Source organism: Rhodobacter sp. P2_H5 (assembly GCF_056403335.1).
Genome location: NZ_JBFUFS010000005.1, coordinates 39,221 through 53,767, shown reverse-complemented (window position 1 = coordinate 53,767; position 14,547 = coordinate 39,221). Strand labels below are relative to the sequence as shown.

Annotated in this window: 14 protein-coding genes and 1 other RNA gene; 2 read left to right on the top strand and 13 right to left on the bottom strand. The window is 65.5% G+C overall.

The genetic code is table 11. The features are described from left to right. Positions 1-7 precede the first annotated feature (7 nt). Positions 8-1,336, top strand: a complete 1,329-nt coding sequence (locus AC1DVR_RS08175; RefSeq protein WP_478000060.1) for a sigma-54-dependent transcriptional regulator — start codon at positions 8-10, stop codon at positions 1,334-1,336. A gap of 39 nt (positions 1,337-1,375) precedes the next feature. Here AC1DVR_RS08175 and AC1DVR_RS08170 read toward each other — a convergent pair whose 3' ends face one another. Genes AC1DVR_RS08170 through AC1DVR_RS08160 form a run of 3 tightly spaced genes read right to left on the bottom strand, consistent with a single transcriptional unit; the run spans position 1,376 to position 4,725 of the window. Further along, positions 1,376-2,719, bottom strand: a complete 1,344-nt coding sequence (locus AC1DVR_RS08170; RefSeq protein WP_478000059.1) for a cytochrome P450 — start codon at positions 2,717-2,719, stop codon at positions 1,376-1,378. After that, positions 2,716-3,936 (bottom strand): hypothetical protein, encoded by a 1,221-nt coding sequence (locus tag AC1DVR_RS08165; protein ID WP_478000058.1) that lies wholly within the window; start codon positions 3,934-3,936, stop codon positions 2,716-2,718. The genes AC1DVR_RS08170 and AC1DVR_RS08165 overlap by 4 nt, the downstream gene beginning before the upstream one ends. Positions 3,937-3,984: 48 nt before the next feature. Next, on the bottom strand, positions 3,985-4,725 hold the full coding sequence (locus tag AC1DVR_RS08160) for a cytochrome c biogenesis CcdA family protein (protein WP_478000057.1): 741 nt from the start codon (positions 4,723-4,725) through the stop codon (positions 3,985-3,987). Positions 4,726-4,837: 112 nt separating this feature from the next. Here AC1DVR_RS08160 and AC1DVR_RS08155 point away from each other — a divergent pair, with 112 nt between their 5' ends. Further along, positions 4,838-5,065: a sulfurtransferase TusA family protein gene (locus tag AC1DVR_RS08155; RefSeq protein ID WP_478000056.1), complete on the top strand. Its 228-nt coding sequence runs from the start codon at positions 4,838-4,840 to the stop codon at positions 5,063-5,065. Positions 5,066-5,123: 58 nt separating this feature from the next. Here AC1DVR_RS08155 and AC1DVR_RS08150 read toward each other — a convergent pair whose 3' ends face one another. From AC1DVR_RS08150 to ssrA, 10 genes are all read right to left on the bottom strand, one after another. Beyond that, positions 5,124-8,003 carry an Rne/Rng family ribonuclease gene (locus AC1DVR_RS08150; protein ID WP_478000055.1) on the bottom strand — a complete coding sequence of 960 codons (2,880 nt, stop codon included), beginning with the start codon at positions 8,001-8,003 and terminating at the stop codon, positions 5,124-5,126. Between the two features lie 467 nt (positions 8,004-8,470). Beyond that, complete coding sequence (locus AC1DVR_RS08145) at positions 8,471-8,707, bottom strand: ribbon-helix-helix domain-containing protein (RefSeq protein ID WP_478000054.1); 237 nt, start codon at positions 8,705-8,707, stop codon at positions 8,471-8,473. A 109-nt stretch (positions 8,708-8,816) separates the two neighbouring features. Then, positions 8,817-9,077, bottom strand: a complete 261-nt coding sequence (locus AC1DVR_RS08140; RefSeq protein WP_478000053.1) for an N-(5'-phosphoribosyl)anthranilate isomerase — start codon at positions 9,075-9,077, stop codon at positions 8,817-8,819. 37 nt (positions 9,078-9,114) lie between these two features. Continuing rightward, a complete protein-coding gene (locus AC1DVR_RS08135; protein ID WP_478000052.1) occupies positions 9,115-9,303 on the bottom strand; it encodes a DUF4169 family protein in 189 nt (62 codons plus the stop codon). A gap of 1 nt (position 9,304) precedes the next feature. Further along, a complete protein-coding gene (gene fumC / locus AC1DVR_RS08130; protein ID WP_478000051.1) occupies positions 9,305-10,699 on the bottom strand; it encodes a class II fumarate hydratase in 1,395 nt (464 codons plus the stop codon). A gap of 87 nt (positions 10,700-10,786) precedes the next feature. After that, positions 10,787-11,341: a class I SAM-dependent methyltransferase gene (locus AC1DVR_RS08125; RefSeq protein WP_478000050.1), complete on the bottom strand. Its 555-nt coding sequence runs from the start codon at positions 11,339-11,341 to the stop codon at positions 10,787-10,789. Between the two features lie 3 nt (positions 11,342-11,344). Beyond that, positions 11,345-11,797: an SspB family protein gene (locus AC1DVR_RS08120; RefSeq protein WP_478000049.1), complete on the bottom strand. Its 453-nt coding sequence runs from the start codon at positions 11,795-11,797 to the stop codon at positions 11,345-11,347. A 63-nt stretch (positions 11,798-11,860) separates the two neighbouring features. Further along, complete coding sequence (gene chrA, locus AC1DVR_RS08115; RefSeq protein ID WP_478000048.1) at positions 11,861-13,117, bottom strand: chromate efflux transporter; 1,257 nt, start codon at positions 13,115-13,117, stop codon at positions 11,861-11,863. Then, a complete protein-coding gene (locus AC1DVR_RS08110; protein WP_478000047.1) occupies positions 13,114-13,914 on the bottom strand; it encodes a chromate resistance protein ChrB domain-containing protein in 801 nt (266 codons plus the stop codon). Before AC1DVR_RS08110 ends, chrA begins: the two co-directional genes overlap by 4 nt. 236 nt (positions 13,915-14,150) lie before the next feature. Continuing rightward, positions 14,151-14,506: a transfer-messenger RNA gene (gene ssrA / locus AC1DVR_RS08105) on the bottom strand. Positions 14,507-14,547: the final 41 nt, after the last annotated feature.

The following is a 14,547-nucleotide window of genomic DNA, read 5'->3' as shown; positions in this document are numbered from 1 at the left end:
GGAATTGATGGCGCGGGCAATGAAAGTGGCAATCGTCGATGACGAGGCCGATATGCGGCAATCCATCAGCCAATGGCTGGCCTTGTCAGGCTTTGACACCGAAACCTTCCCCTCGGCGGAAGAGGCCCTGAAGTCGATCGGGCCGGAGTTTCCCGGGGTGATCGTGTCCGACATCAAGATGCCGGGCATGGATGGCATGGCCTTCCTGAAACGGTTGATGGGGATGGATTCGGGCCTGCCGGTGATCCTGATCACCGGCCACGGCGATGTGCCGATGGCGGTGGAGGCGATGCGGGTCGGGGCCTATGACTTCCTCGAAAAGCCCTTCAACCCGGACCGGATGACTGAACTGGCCAAGAAGGCGACACAGGCGCGCCGGATGACCCTGGACAACCGGGCCTTGCGCAAGGAATTGTCCGACGGTTCGGTGCTGATGAAGAAGCTGATCGGCACGTCTCCGGTGATGGAGCGGCTTCGCGAGGATATCCTCGACATCGGTCAGGCCGATGCCCATGTGCTGATCGACGGCGAGACCGGCACCGGCAAGACCTTGGTCGCCCACGCCCTTCATGCCGTGGGGCCGCGGGCGGGCAAGAAGTTCGTGACGATCTCTTGCGCCGCCTGGTCGGAGGATCAGCTGGCCACGCGCCTGTTCGGGCCGGCGGAAGACGGCACGATCCCGATGGTGGAAGAGGCCCGCGGCGGCACGATCTGCCTTGAGGATATCGAGGCTTTGTCGGGCGCCATGCAGGCGCGCCTGCTGACCTTGATCAACGAACAGGGCACCCCGCCCGAGACCCGCATCATCGCGATCTGCAACCACCACGCGCCCGACAAGACGCTGGAAGACACGCTGCGCCCGGATCTGTTCTACCGCCTGGGTGCGATGACCATCGTCCTGCCGCCCCTGCGGTCGCGTGGGGAGGATATCCTGACCCTGTTCAACCGTCTGACCGAACAATTCTCGGAAGAATACGGCTGCGAGGCGCCGCAGGTGACGGCACAAGAGGCGGCGCAGTTGTTGCAGGCGCCCTGGCCGGGCAATGTGCGGCAGCTGGTGAACATCGCCGAGCGGGCGGTTTTGCAGAACCGTCGCGGCTCGGGCTCCATCGCTTCGCTGCTGATGGCCGACAACGAGGCGGCGGGTCCGGCGCTGACCACCGAGGGCAAGCCCTTGAAAGATTACGTCGAAGCCTTCGAGCGGATGCTGATCGACAACACGATGCGGCGCCACAAGGGCTCGATCGTCGCGGTGATGGAAGAACTGTGCCTGCCGCGCCGGACCCTGAACGAGAAGATGGCCAAATACGGCCTGCAACGCCAGGACTACGTCTAAGTCCACGGGGGCGCGGGGGTGGTAAACCCCCGCCCTTCCTTACCTTTTCGTGAGTTTCAGCCAAATCCCATCCCTGGCCCGCACGGTCAGATGCGCCACCGGCACCGGGATTTTCTCAGGCAGCGCTTCCAAGCGGAAGGCCCCGACGAGAAGGGCCAAGAGCAGCGTCCCCTCCACCATCGCAAAGCCCGCGCCCGGGCAGACACGCGGGCCGGACGAGAAGGGCATATAGGCCTCACGCGCGGAATTGCGGTTGGCCTCAGATGTCCAGCGGTCGGGGTCGAAGCTGTCGGGGTCGGGCCAGAAGCGGTCGTGGCGGTGCAGGTGCCAGGGCGAGAGGACGACCTGCGCGCCGGGGGCAACCTTTCGGCTGCGGAAGTCCTCGGGCCTTGCCGTCTCGCGCACCATCATCGGGACGGGAGGATAGAGGCGCAAAGCCTCGCGGAAGGTGTCGCGGGTGAATTTGAGGCGGGAGAGGGCGGAGAAATCTGGGCTTTCGGGGAGGGTGGCGGCCTCGGCTGCGACGCGGGCCTGGGCCTCGGGGTGGGTGGCGAGCAGGTAGAGCGCCCAGGCGAGGGCGGAGGCGGAGGTTTCGTGGCCGGCGAGGAAGAAGATCGCGACCTGGTCGACCATCTCGCTGGTTTCAAAGCATTTCCCGGTGAGCGGGTCGGGGGTGGTCATGATCTTGGTGGCCAGATCATCGGGCGCCGTGCCTGCGGCGATGGTTTTGGCGCGGGCCTCGGTCAGGCGGGTGATCAGGCTGCGGATGATTTTGGCGGAGCGTTTGGTCGCGGCACGGTGGAAGCGCGGGACCCAGCGGGGCAGGGGGAGGAAGGCCGCGAGGTTCAGGATCGGCTGGCTGCGCTGATAGGCCTTGAACTCGGTGAAGGTGGCGGCGGCGATTTCGTGTTCGATCGGGATGGAGAAGAGGGTGCGGAAGATCACGTCGGCGGCGGCGTGGCTGGTCTGCTCCTCGATCTCGACCCGGCCTTCCGGCATGCGGGCCACGGCGGCCTGACCTGCGGCCCAGATGCCGGGGAGGGCGTCGCGGATGCGGCCGCCCTCGAAGGCGGGGTCGATGATGCGGCGCTGGCGTTTCCAGATCTCGCCATTGGTGACGAAGACCGACTGGCCGAGGAGGGGGCGCAGACCCTCGGCGACGCGCATCGACTTGGGGAAGTCGTCGGGGCGTTCGGTCAGGACGCGGGCGATCAGGGCGGGGTCGTTGACCATGAAGCTGCGGAAGAAGGGGGTTCGGAATTCGGCCATCCAGGCGTGGTAGAGGCGGGCGGGCTGGGCCGAGAGGATGTCGGCGCGGAACAGCCGCAAATAGCGCCAGAGCGAGACCTTGTCGGGCCGGGCCTGCGGCTTCGGCGGGGTCACATCGACCGCCAGGGCGAAAGGGGCGTTTCGATCCGCGATCTGGAGGGGGCGCGGTCGCGGTAGCGGTCTGCCAGAGTGATCGGGCCGGCGGTGATCTGGAAGTAATCGTAGTCGCCGGGGCGGTCGAAGGCGCAAAGGTATTGAAAATGCAGGCGGAAGAAGCGCCAGCGCAGTTCGGCCCAGCGTTCGGGGGATAGGGTCTGCGTGAAGGCGGCGGAGATGATGAGGGGCCAGATTTTACCTTCTGGTGCCACGCCTGTGACGGCCACGGGATCGCACAGCGCAAAGGCGCAGCCGTCGCCGGGGGCGGTGACATCGACCCAGGTGAGCTCGGGGCGGGCGGAGAGATAGGCGAGGTCGCGGCGCAGACGTTGGGCTTTGGGCAGGAAAGAGACCATCGGCACGACTTGACCAAGGCTCAGGAAGGCCAGCGCCGGGCGCGGTTCGGGCAGGCCCTCGCGGAGGATGTCCGACAGGATCGACACCGCCAGATGCGCGCCGGAGGAATGGCCGACCACCAGCACCTCGTCGCAATCGTGGAGGGCGGCGCGGATGCGGGTGGCAAATTCAGCCATCCGCGCCTCCAAGGGCGGGGGATTGGCACCGCCGGATTGTGCGGAATAGGCGTAGTCGTGCATCAGGTAATAGGCGAAAAGCCGGTTGTCGTGGCGCCGGAAGCTGCGCAGGATCAGGGCGGGCATCGGCAGGCCCGCCATCAGGCCGAGAAGCGGATGCACCGTGGCGCCGAGCCGGTAGAGGCCGTAGCCGATGCCAAGGGCCACCGCCAGTTGCAGCAAGAGCATCCCGATCGGGTAAAGTGCTGCGATCATCGGCCCCTTGCGCAGCCGCATCAGGCGGAAGAGCGCGCCGGAGCCGATATAGGCCCAGGCGGTGCGCAGAAGCTGGACATAGGTCGCCAGAATCCCCTGCTCCATCGAGCCGCGAACGATGTCGGACCAGATGAGAACCTCGAACTCGGCCTCAGTCGGCCCGCCGATCTGACCTTCCACCCGCCAGCCATAAGGACCGCTGCTTTTGCGCGGCAAAAGCTTCAGGCCATAGCCGGAGATTGCGGCCTGCGCGGCGCCCTCCTTTCGGTAAAGCTCGCGGTAGCGGCGCGGATGGATCGGGTCATAGCCGGGAATATAAAACACCTTGCGGCGGAAGTCGGGCTCCGCCGGCGGGGTCGTCTTGGGGTCTGGTGTCACTGCTTCCATCACGGCCTCCGCGCCACTCTGCGCAGAAAATGCGGCGGATGGAAGGCCTTAGCCGAGCGCCGACAAGGCGGGCACATGCTCCAGCAGCCAGTAGGAGAACTGCGAGAAGCCGCCAGTCAGCATCAACAAGCCGATGGTCCAGAGCATCAGGCCCATCAGCCGCTCGATCCGCTCCATATGCGCCTTCATGAAGGCGAGGACCGGGGCGAGGCGGGCGAAGAAGGTGGCGACCAGGAGGAAGGGCAGGCCGAGGCCGAGCGCATAGACGCCGAGCAGCAGGGTGCCGCGCCCGACCGAGCCTTCCTGCGCGGCCAAGGTCAGGATGGCGCCGAGTTGCGGGCCGATGCAGGGCGTCCAGCCGAAGGCGAAGGCGAGGCCGAGGACATAGGCGCCCAAGGCCGAACCGCCACGGTCGCCGGCATCCATCCGCAGATCCTGGTCGAGGAATTTCAGCCGGAAGATCCCGATGAAATGCGCGCCGAAGATCATCACCACGATGGCGGAGAGCGTCGCAAAGGTTTGCGAGCGGGCGAGGAAGAAGGCGCCGAAGGCCGAGGAAGCGGCGCCCATGAGCAGGAAGACCGTCGACAGGCCGAGGACGAAGAAACAGGCGGCCAGAACGGCGCGGCGGCCGGATTTCATCTCGCCCACGCTGATGCCGGACATATAGGCGAGGTAGGGCGGCACGATGGGCAGGACGCAGGGCGACAGGAAGGAGAGAATCCCCGCCGTCAGCGCCACGAGCGCTGCGGGAAGAAGGCTTGCGTCTAGAAGGTCTATGCCGAACATGTCTCGTGCTTAGCGGGTTTGGCGGGGCAGGTCACGCGAGGAAAGGTCAACTCGCCGTGTGGTGTTTTGGCGCGGCGACCGTTAAGGCGCGGTGAAACGGGGAGTGCGCGCGATGTGGGACGTGGAACTGGACTGCGAGGGGCTTCTCTGCCCGCTGCCAGTCTTGAAGGCGCGCAAGCGGCTGGCGGCGATGGCGCCGGGGCAGGTGCTGTGCCTGCGCGCCTCGGATGCGATGGCGCGGATCGACCTGCCGCATTTCTGCGGCCAGACAGGGCATGTCTATGTTGAGGCGCGCGAGGAGGGCTCGGTCACCCTGCACCTGATCCGGGTCAAGGGGTGAGACGAAAAACGCCCGGCACCAAGGGGTTGCCGGGCGTTCTTCAGTTTTGATCAGGCGCTCAGCGGCCCAAGGACCACCAGCCCTTGCGCTTGGGCTTGTTCGGATCCTCGGCCTCGGCCTCTGCCGGGTCGGCCTGCAGGACGGGTGCAGCGGCGGCCGGGGCCTCGGTCACGCCGGGATCGGCGACGAGGACCGGCGCGGCTGCGGCCATTTCCACGGGTGCTGCCTCAGGGGCAGCTTCGGTCGCAGCGGCGGCGGCCTTGCGGGTCCGGCTGGCCGAGGTGCGGGTCCGGGTTGCGGCGGGCTTCTTGGCCGGAGCCTCGCCCTCAACCGCAGCTTCCGCCACCGCTTCCACCGCAGCGCCGGCTTCGGCCGCAGCAGCCTTGCTGCGGGTCGAGGTCGCCTTGGTGGTGCGCGGCGTGGTGGCCTTGGCGGCCGGCGCCTTCTCGGCTGCCGGTTTCGCCGCCGTGGTCTTGGCCGCACCCGCCTTGGCGCTGGTCGAACGCGACCGGGTGGCGGGCTTCTTCACCGGCGCTTCAACCGGCTCGCCCGCGGCTTCGACCGGGGCCACGGCGTCAACGACCGCTTCGGCTGCGACATCGGGCGCCGCTTCGCTGGCAATCGCCTGCGCCAGAACCGCTTCGACTTCGGCCGTCACTTCGACGCTTTCCACCGTGGTGGCGTCAGCTTCGGTGCCGTCCTCGGCAGAATCGTCCTCGGCGCCATCGTCTTCGCTGCCGTCGTCGTCCTGGCCCTCGTCCGAGGACTCTTCACCGGCGGCGGCAGTGCCCTGCGCGCCGTTGCCCGACTTCTTCTTCCGCCGACGCCGACGCTTCTTCTTGCCGGGAGCCGTGGTGCCCGCCGCAGAAGGCGCTGCGGCTGCGGTCTCGGTCACGTCTGCGGCCTCGGCCTCTTCCTCGGCGACATCGGCTTCGATTTCGTCTTCGATCTCCTCGTCGAGGATATCCTCCTCGATCTCATCCACGGCCGCGCCCATCAGGCTGGCGTTGCCCGAGATCACCGCCGGGGTTTCCGGCACGACGCGGGTCGCGGTCTTGAACTTTTCGATCAGGAAATCGGGGCTGATCATCTGGGGATCAGCCTCGATCCGCACCGACATGCCATAACGCGCCTCGATCAGGCCCAGATGCTCGCGCTTCTGGTTGAAGAGGAAGTTGACGATGCCAACCGGCGCCTTCAAGAGCACCTCTTTCGACCGCTTGCGCGTGCCCTCTTCTTCCAAAGCGCGCAGCACTTGCAGGCCAAGGCTGTCGTCCGAACGGATCAGGCCGGTGCCGTGGCAATGCGCGCAGGGCTGGGTCGTGCTTTCMAGCATGCCCGGACGCAGACGCTGGCGGCTCATCTCCAGCAGGCCAAAGCCCGAGATGCGGCCGACCTGAATGCGGGCGCGGTCGGTCTTCAGCTTGTCCTTGATGCGCTTTTCCACCGCGAGGTTGTTGCGGCGCTCTTCCATGTCGATGAAGTCGATCACGATCAGACCGGCGAGGTCGCGCAGGCGCAGCTGGCGGGCGATCTCTTCGGCGGCCTCAAGGTTCGTCTTGAGCGCGGTGTCCTCGATGGACCCCTCTTTGGTGGCACGGCCCGAGTTCACGTCGATGGCAACCAAAGCTTCGGTCACGCCGATCACGATGTAACCGCCGGATTTCAGCTGCACGGTCGGGTTGAACATGCCGCCGAGATAGCTTTCGACCTGGAAGCGGGCGAAAAGCGGCATCTGTTCGGCATAGCGCTGCACGACGCGGGCCTGGGACGGCATGATCATCTTCATGAAGTCCTTGGCGGTGCGATACCCCGCCTCGCCCTCGACCAGAATCTCGTCGATCTCGCGGCTGTAGAGGTCGCGGATCGAGCGTTTGATCAGGTCGCCTTCTTCGTAAATCGCGGCCGGCGCGATGGATTTCAGGGTCAGCTCGCGGATCTGCTCCCAAAGCCGCATCAGATATTCGTAATCGCGGTTGATTTCCGGCTTGGTGCGCTTGGCGCCGGCGGTGCGGATGATCAGACCCGCGCCTTCCGGAACCTCAAGCTCGGCGGCGATTTCCTTCAGCTTCTTGCGGTCGGCGGCCACGGTGATCTTGCGGGAAATCCCGCCGCCGCGCGCCGTGTTGGGCATCAGCACGCAATAGCGACCGGCCAGCGAGAGATAGGTGGTCAGCGCGGCACCCTTGTTGCCACGCTCTTCCTTGACGACCTGGACCAGCATGATCTGCCGGACCTTGACGACTTCCTGGATTTTATAGCGGCGGGCGCGGGGTTTGCGCGGCGCGCTGATTTCCTCGTGGACGTCTTCTTCGGCGATGGATTCGATCTCGTCATCGGAGTCCGAGGCGTGGTCGATGGCGCGGAAGGGGGCGTCGGTGTCGTCGCTGTCATGCACATGGGCGTTGTCATGCGCATGGTCGTGGGGGGCGTGGTCGTGCGCATGATCATGGGGCTGTTCGCCGTGATCAGCTTGCGTGGTGTGGGAATCGGCGGAGGAATCCTCTGCCAGATCAATGACATCCATGCTGCCGATTTCGGCGGGACCGTCTTGCGTGGCGTCCTGCACCTCGACCTTGGCGGGCTGGGGGCGCGGGCGCGGCGCCGGGCGCTGCGAGCGGCGGTTGTCTTCGTCATCCTCGGCCCGGGCGAAAGCCCGCTCTTCCTCGAGCAGGGCTTTGCGGTCGGCCACCGGGATCTGGTAATAGTCCGGGTGGATTTCGGCGAAGGCGAGGAAGCCGTGACGGTTGCCACCGTAATCGACAAAAGCCGCCTGGAGCGAAGGCTCCACGCGGGTCACTTTGGCGAGGTAGATATTGCCGGCAAGCTGGCGCTTGTTCAGGGTTTCAAAGTCAAATTCTTCGACCTTGTTGCCGTCCACCACGACGACGCGCGTTTCCTCGGCGTGGGTGGCGTCGATAAGCATTTTCTTGGACATGTTGTTCCATAGCGCCCGGTTTCCGTGGATCCACGCGGCGGCGATGCGCTGTGTGGAACGGTGGTCAGGGGGCGTCTTGTTCGGGCGATGGGGCGCATATGCAAAGAAGCGGCGTTGCCCGATGGGCCGCCCTCTTCTTGCACCGATGTCAACGCGCGCGTCATCGCGGTTCTCTTCCGGGCCGCCAAGGGCCCCAATGAAAGCCCGGAAAATCAATGACTTGCCGGGCAACTCTCCGGTCTTGCGACCGATCCGACTGCCTGCCGTTTCGGCGCCTGTAAGGGGCGCCAGAGCGGGCGGGCAGAGAATTCTTCCGCGAAAGCGTCGCGTGGATTGACCCTAAGGGCAAAGGGAGGCCAATGACAATGGGTGATTTGCGACATGATTTGCCCTCATGGCGCGTCGGGCCGGCCTGACGGGGCCGCAGGGGGCGTGGCGCGCAAGGTGGGCGTGCCTGTGCCACGGGTTCAGCCTGCGGCACCACGCCAGGCGTTCAGGATATGCACGCGGATCGCGGAGGCTAGGCCCACATCGGCGCGCGCCGCGTCAATCTCGGCGGCGAGTTCGTTCAGCGACAGGCCCTTTTTCGCGGCAAGTCTCTGAAACTCCTCCCAAAAGGCGGATTCGAGGGAGACAGAAGTCCGGTGGCCGCGCAGGGTCAGGCTGTGCTTGACCGGACGTGCCGAGGTTTGCAGCGCAGACATGCCTGGGGGCCTTTCGCAGGGGCAAGTCGCCGCCACGCGGCGGACCCGGGCCTTATCTCATGCGGCGGGCGTCATGGCCAGAGTCGGGGGCAGGCCCTGCACCCTTGGGTCAGACCATAATGCGCAGGGGTTCGCGGCGGAAGGTCAGCAGGAACTGCCCGGCGGATTCCTTGGCGCGGTAGCCGCGGATCTTGACCTCGGCCAGAAAGCGGGTTCGGCCGATCTTGGCCTCGACCTCGGCCACATCGCAGCGCAGGGCGCAGCCCTCGGCCACGGCGAGGGGGGAGAAGAGTTGAAACAGCCATTGATCGGGCGAGAAGGCCGGGATCGGGGCGACGGGGATCGGGGCGGGGGCGCTGTGTGTTTGCATGATGGAGCGACCCTGCCAGACCTCGGTTAAGGCCGGGTTAAGCCGACCCGTCCTCGTCCCGCTTTTTTCCATCCAATTCTGCCTTTGCCTTGGCAATTTCGGCCGCCTCCCGGGTTTTCTGCCCCTTGGTGCGGCCGAACTTCATCGCATTTTCATCACCCTCGGCACGGGCGGCCTTGCGGGCCGCCTCTTTTCTCTTGCCGCGCAGGTTGATGATTTCCGCCATCTCAACCCTTGGGTCCGACCATGTCCTCGGGGCGGACGATTCGGTCAAAGGTCTCGCCATCGACAAAGCCGAGCGCGATGGCCTCTTCGCGCAGCGTCGTGCCGTTCTTGTGCGCGGTTTTGGCGACCTTGGTGGCATTGTCATAGCCGATGGTGGGGGCCAGCGCCGTCACCAGCATCAGGCTTTCCTTCATCAGCTTTTCGATCCGCGGCAGGTTGGCCTTGGTGCCCACCACCATGTTATCGGTGAAGGACCCGGCCGCATCGCCCAGAAGCTGCATGGATTGCAAGACGTTATAGGACATCATCGGGTTGTAGACGTTCAGCTCGAAATGGCCCTGCGAGCCTGCAAAGCCCACTGCCGCGTCATTGCCCATGACATGGGCGCAGACCATGGTCAGCGCCTCGGCCTGGGTCGGGTTGACCTTGCCGGGCATGATGGAAGAACCCGGCTCATTCTCCGGCAGGATCAGCTCGCCCAGACCCGAACGCGGGCCGGAGCCCAGAAGCCGCAGGTCGTTGGCGATCTTGAACAGGCTCGCCGCCACGGTCTTGAGGGCACCCGAGAACATGACCATCGCGTCATGCGCGGCCAAAGCCTCGAACTTGTTCGGCGCGGTGACGAAGGGCAGGGCGGTGATTTCGGCGATCTGCGCGGCCACCCGGGCGTCAAAGCCGACCTTGGTGTTCAGCCCGGTGCCGACGGCGGTGCCGCCCTGCGCCAGCTCGTAGATGTCGGGCAGACACATCTTGACCCGCGCGATGCCTTTTTCGACCTGCTTGGCGTAGCCGGAGAATTCCTGGCCCAGCGTCAGGGGCGTCGCATCCTGGGTATGGGTGCGGCCGATCTTGATGATGTCCTTGAATTCCAGGGCCTTGGCGTGCAAAGCACCGTGCAGCTTTTCCAGCCCCGGCAGCAGCACATCGCGTGCCATCATGCCGATGGCCACATGCATCGCGGTCGGGAAGGTGTCGTTCGACGACTGGCCCATGTTCACATGGTCATTCGGGTGGACCGGCTTCTTGGAGCCCATCACCCCGCCCATCATCTCGATCGCGCGGTTCGAGATCACCTCGTTGGCGTTCATGTTCGACTGGGTGCCCGACCCGGTCTGCCAGACCACCAGCGGGAAGTTGTCGTCAAACTTGCCCTCGATCACCTCTTGCGCGGCGGCGGCGATCACGGTGCCAAGCTCGGCCGAGATGTCGCCCTGCGCGATGTTGACCAAGGCGCAGGCCTTCTTGATCACGCCAAGGGCGCGGATGATGGCCACGGGCTGGCGTTCCCAGCCGATCGGAAAGTTGATGATGGAGCGTTGCGTCTGCGCCCCCCAGTATTTGTCGGACGGAACCTCGAGCGGGCCAAAGCTGTCGGTTTCGGTGCGGAATGCGGTCATGGCGCAAGCTCCCTTGATTGCGCGGACCTTCTAACGCCGCAGCGCGGAAAATTCAATTGGTATACTGTCGTATACCAATTGCTTTGGTCAGGTTTTGCGCCGGAAGGTGTGCACCCGGGCTGGCGGCAGGTTCAGGAAGACATGCGCCGTCTCGCGCCATTCCAGCCCGAGGGCTGCGATCTGGGCATCGTCCAGCGCGGGGCGCGGGCCATAGGTGAACTGGACGTAGATGCCGTCGGGCGCCAGCACCTCGAACGCGGCGGAGACGATGGCGAGGCGCAGGGAAATCGGCATCGCCAGCAAGGGCAGGCCGGAAATCACGGCGCCGACGCCCTTTTCCATCACCGAAGGTGCGGTCTGAGCGCCGGCCAGTTGCACGGTCACGCCGGGAAAGGTCTCCCTCAGGTGGCCGACAAATTCCGGGTTCATCTCGAAAAGCGTCAGGTTTTCCGGCGCCACACCGGCTTTCAGGATTCCGCGCGTCAGGCGCCCGGTGCCTGGCCCGAATTCAACCACACGGCCGGTCTGGGGCCCGATCTCCTGCGCCATGGCCTTGGCCAGAAAGCGCGACGAGGGGGCGATGGCCGAAATCTGCGTGGGCTTGCTGATCAGCTGGCGCAGAAACAGAAGGGTGTCGGTCATCCCTTACGGTTTCCGGAACTGGTCAAGCCGGACGATCTGGGCGTCCTGCGGCGGGGTCGGATCGTCCTCGGGACCATCATCGTCTTCGTCCTCATCCTCTTCTTCGTGCGTTTCAAACCGGAGGCCGAACTCGACCGAGGGGTCCACGAAGGTGCGCAAGCTGTCGAAGGGGATCGTCATCCGCTCGGGGTTGTTGCCGAAGTTGAGCGTGATGGAAAAGCCGTCGTCAGTCACCTGCAGGTCATCGAACCAATGCTGAAGGACCACGGTCATCTCACCCGGATAACGGGCGCGCAGCCAGTCGGCCATCTCGACCCCCTCCACCGTCGTGTCGAAGGTGATGAAGAAATGATGCGCGCCGGGCAGTCCGTTGGCAGCCACGTCGTTCAGGACGGTCTGGATCAGACCGCGCATGGCTTTGTGCATCAGGTTACCGTAGTCGATTGACCGTGCCATGCATACTCCCGTGCTCTGATGGGCCCAACATAAGGGATTTGAAGGCGAAGGGAAGAGCGGGTGTCAGAGGAAGCTCGGCCCGATCGCGGCGATTGCTGCAAGTGCGAGGACGAGGGGCAGGGACCAATGCCGGCGCAGCAAGAGATAGGCGGCGGCCAGCGCCAGAATCGCGGGCAGAATGCGCAGCGACGTGACTTCGGGCCAGATCGTATGCAGGGGGCCGGCGTCGATTCGGGTGATCGTGGCGAAGAACACATGGGCCGCGAACCAGAGCGACAGGTTGGCGATGACGCCGACCACCGCCGCCGTGATGAAGCGCAAGGCGCCGGACAGGCGCGGCGCATGGGTCAGGCGCGAGATCCACGGGCTTCCGGCGAAAATCCACAGAAAACAGGGGGTAAAGGTCATCCAGAGCGTGATCGCCGCCGCGAAGACGCCACCCGTCCAGCCGTCGCGCTGTGCGGCTGCGACATAGCCCACGAACTCGGTCACCAGAATCAGCGGCCCCGGCGTCGTTTCGGCCAAGCCAAGCCCGTCCATCATCTGCGGCAGGGTGAGCCATTGGTGGTCTTGCACCACGGATTGCGTCATCCAGGCCAGGACCGCATAGGCGCCGCCAAAGGTCACCACCGCGAGTTTCGAGAAGAAGACCGCGATATCGGCATAGATCCCCGGCAGGAAGACGATCAGCGCCGCGAGGGGCAGGAGCCAGAGCGCGCCCCAGATCAGGACGGCGCGCAGGGTCTCGCCCCAGGGTTGCGGGCCCTGGGCCACGGGGGCCGCGCCCGGGCTCGTCAGATAGCCGTAAAGCCCGGCCGCGATGATCACCACCGGGAAGGGCAGGCCGAAGAAGAACAGAGCCACGAAAGCTAGCACCGCCGTCGCCCAATGCGCCCGCGATTTCAGCGCGCGTTTGGAGACGCGGAGCAGCGCCTCGACCACCACGGCGACCACCGCCGCCTGCACCCCGGTGAAAAGCGCCGCGACCAGGGGCACGCTGCCCAAGGCTGCATAAAGTGCTGACAGCGCCAGCACGACCAAGGCGCCCGGCAGCACGAAAAGCAATCCGGCGAGGATGCCACCCGGCACCCCGCGCAACCGCCAGCCGATCCAGGTGGCCAGCTGCATCGCCTCCGGCCCGGGCAGAAGCATGCAGAAGGACAGGGCCGAAAGGTACTCGGCCTCGGTGATCCACTTGCGCTCTTCCACCAGTTCGCGATGCATCAGCGCGATCTGCGCGGCGGGCCCGCCAAAGGACAAAATCCCGATGCGGCCAAAGGCGCGGAACAGGGTGGACCAGTCGTTCTGGTGCGCGCTCATGCGCTTCGCCCCGCCGGCCAGTCGTGGCCCTCTTCAAACCCGTCGCGCGCCCAGCGGTAAAGCGCGTCATAGATCGTCATGCCCGCCTCCAGCTGGGCCAGATCGTCGCGGTATTGCCGCGACAGCCCGACCGAGATGGCGAGGAGGCCCGCCGCCTGCGGCGACAGGTCGTGCCGGTCGGTATCGGCGGCGCGCACCACCAGCGCGAGCCGCGACAGGGCCTCGCTGGAAAGGCCGAAAACCTCGATCATCGTATCAAAGCTGCAGGTCTCGCCGCGGTGCGAGAAATCCACGCCTTCGATGTCAAAGGGCGTGGCGCCGAACCTTTCGGCCACCGCGGCGACTTCGCCGGGGGCGACATAGAGAAACCGCGCCGCGGGATCGACAAAGCGGCGGATCAGCCAGGGACAGGCGATGCGGTCGATCTTGGGCCGGTGCCGGGTCACCCAAAGCGCGGTCTTGGGCAGGGAAGCCATCGGCACCATCGGCAGGCCCGCCGCGGCCCAAGCGAGCGAGCCGCCCTCCAGCACTTCGGCCTGGGCGCCTTGTGCGCGCAGCAGGGCCGCCACCCCTTCGGACAATTTGCGCCCCTTGGCGCAGACCACCACGACCCGGCCCCGGCGCAAAGCCTCCGGTGCGGGGTCAAAGCGGTCATGGCTCAGCACAAGGCTGGTGGGGATCAGGCGCGGATCGGCGCCGAGATCCTCGGCCAGGCGCACATCGACGATGGCGGGCGCCTCGGGCGTGCCGATCAGGCGCATCAATTGGGCGGGGGTGATCTGATTGGGCTGCGGCATCGCGGGCCTCCTTCAAAGGGGGGACGGGATGCGACACTTGAGCCAAAGCCTCACGGGGCGGACGCGAACCCCATGGCTCTTGGTAGTGGGAGCAAGTCCCAAGGTCAAGCAAAGTGCCGAACCGCTTCCGCATCTCCCCCGACCCCCCTTCATTGGTCCATAAATATCCCACGGGGGTGCGGGGGTGTGAAACCCCCGCTTCTGACAGCGGGGCAGGGCGGAACATGTCGGGGAAAGGCGCAGGTTTCTGTTGCCAGGTACCTGCAAACCCCGCCTTACAGTGCTACCTGCAAGGACTTAGTTTGGCTTTCTCGAACTGCTCACGCAGCCAGAGCATAAGCCGGAGCACGGTTGTCATTGGCAACTGTGATCTTGGACCGATAACGGTGGTACCTCACCGAGCAAAAGCTGGCCCCTTTGAACGTCCGTCGATCCTGTTTCGGCCCCAGAACCTGCAATGAACAGGGTTTTGGTGGAGCCGCCGGGTACCGCCCCCGGGTCCGATCCGTCTATTATGGGTGCGTTTATCGCCATAGTCCGGATTGCGCCGGACAGGGGGAACATAGGGCCGCCGGGGCGGGGTTGCAAGTGGGGGATGCAAGTGGACGCGGCTGCCCACTGCAGGCAAACTGG

Bases quoted from the DNA above. Each gene is read 5' to 3' on its own strand.
- AC1DVR_RS08175 (WP_478000060.1), top strand. From the start codon at position 8: ATGGCGCGGGCAATGAAAGTGGCAATCGTCGATGACGAGGCCGATATG.
- AC1DVR_RS08165 (WP_478000058.1), bottom strand. From the start codon at position 3,936: ATGGAAGCAGTGACACCAGACCCCAAGACGACCCCGCCGGCGGAGCCC.
- AC1DVR_RS08160 (WP_478000057.1), bottom strand. From the start codon at position 4,725: ATGTTCGGCATAGACCTTCTAGACGCAAGCCTTCTTCCCGCAGCGCTC.
- AC1DVR_RS08155 (WP_478000056.1), top strand. From the start codon at position 4,838: ATGTGGGACGTGGAACTGGACTGCGAGGGGCTTCTCTGCCCGCTGCCA.
- AC1DVR_RS08145 (WP_478000054.1), bottom strand. From the start codon at position 8,707: ATGTCTGCGCTGCAAACCTCGGCACGTCCGGTCAAGCACAGCCTGACC.
- AC1DVR_RS08140 (WP_478000053.1), bottom strand. From the start codon at position 9,077: ATGCAAACACACAGCGCCCCCGCCCCGATCCCCGTCGCCCCGATCCCG.
- AC1DVR_RS08135 (WP_478000052.1), bottom strand. From the start codon at position 9,303: ATGGCGGAAATCATCAACCTGCGCGGCAAGAGAAAAGAGGCGGCCCGC.
- fumC (WP_478000051.1), bottom strand. From the start codon at position 10,699: ATGACCGCATTCCGCACCGAAACCGACAGCTTTGGCCCGCTCGAGGTT.
- AC1DVR_RS08125 (WP_478000050.1), bottom strand. From the start codon at position 11,341: ATGACCGACACCCTTCTGTTTCTGCGCCAGCTGATCAGCAAGCCCACG.
- AC1DVR_RS08120 (WP_478000049.1), bottom strand. From the start codon at position 11,797: ATGGCACGGTCAATCGACTACGGTAACCTGATGCACAAAGCCATGCGC.
- chrA (WP_478000048.1), bottom strand. From the start codon at position 13,117: ATGAGCGCGCACCAGAACGACTGGTCCACCCTGTTCCGCGCCTTTGGC.
- AC1DVR_RS08110 (WP_478000047.1), bottom strand. From the start codon at position 13,914: ATGCCGCAGCCCAATCAGATCACCCCCGCCCAATTGATGCGCCTGATC.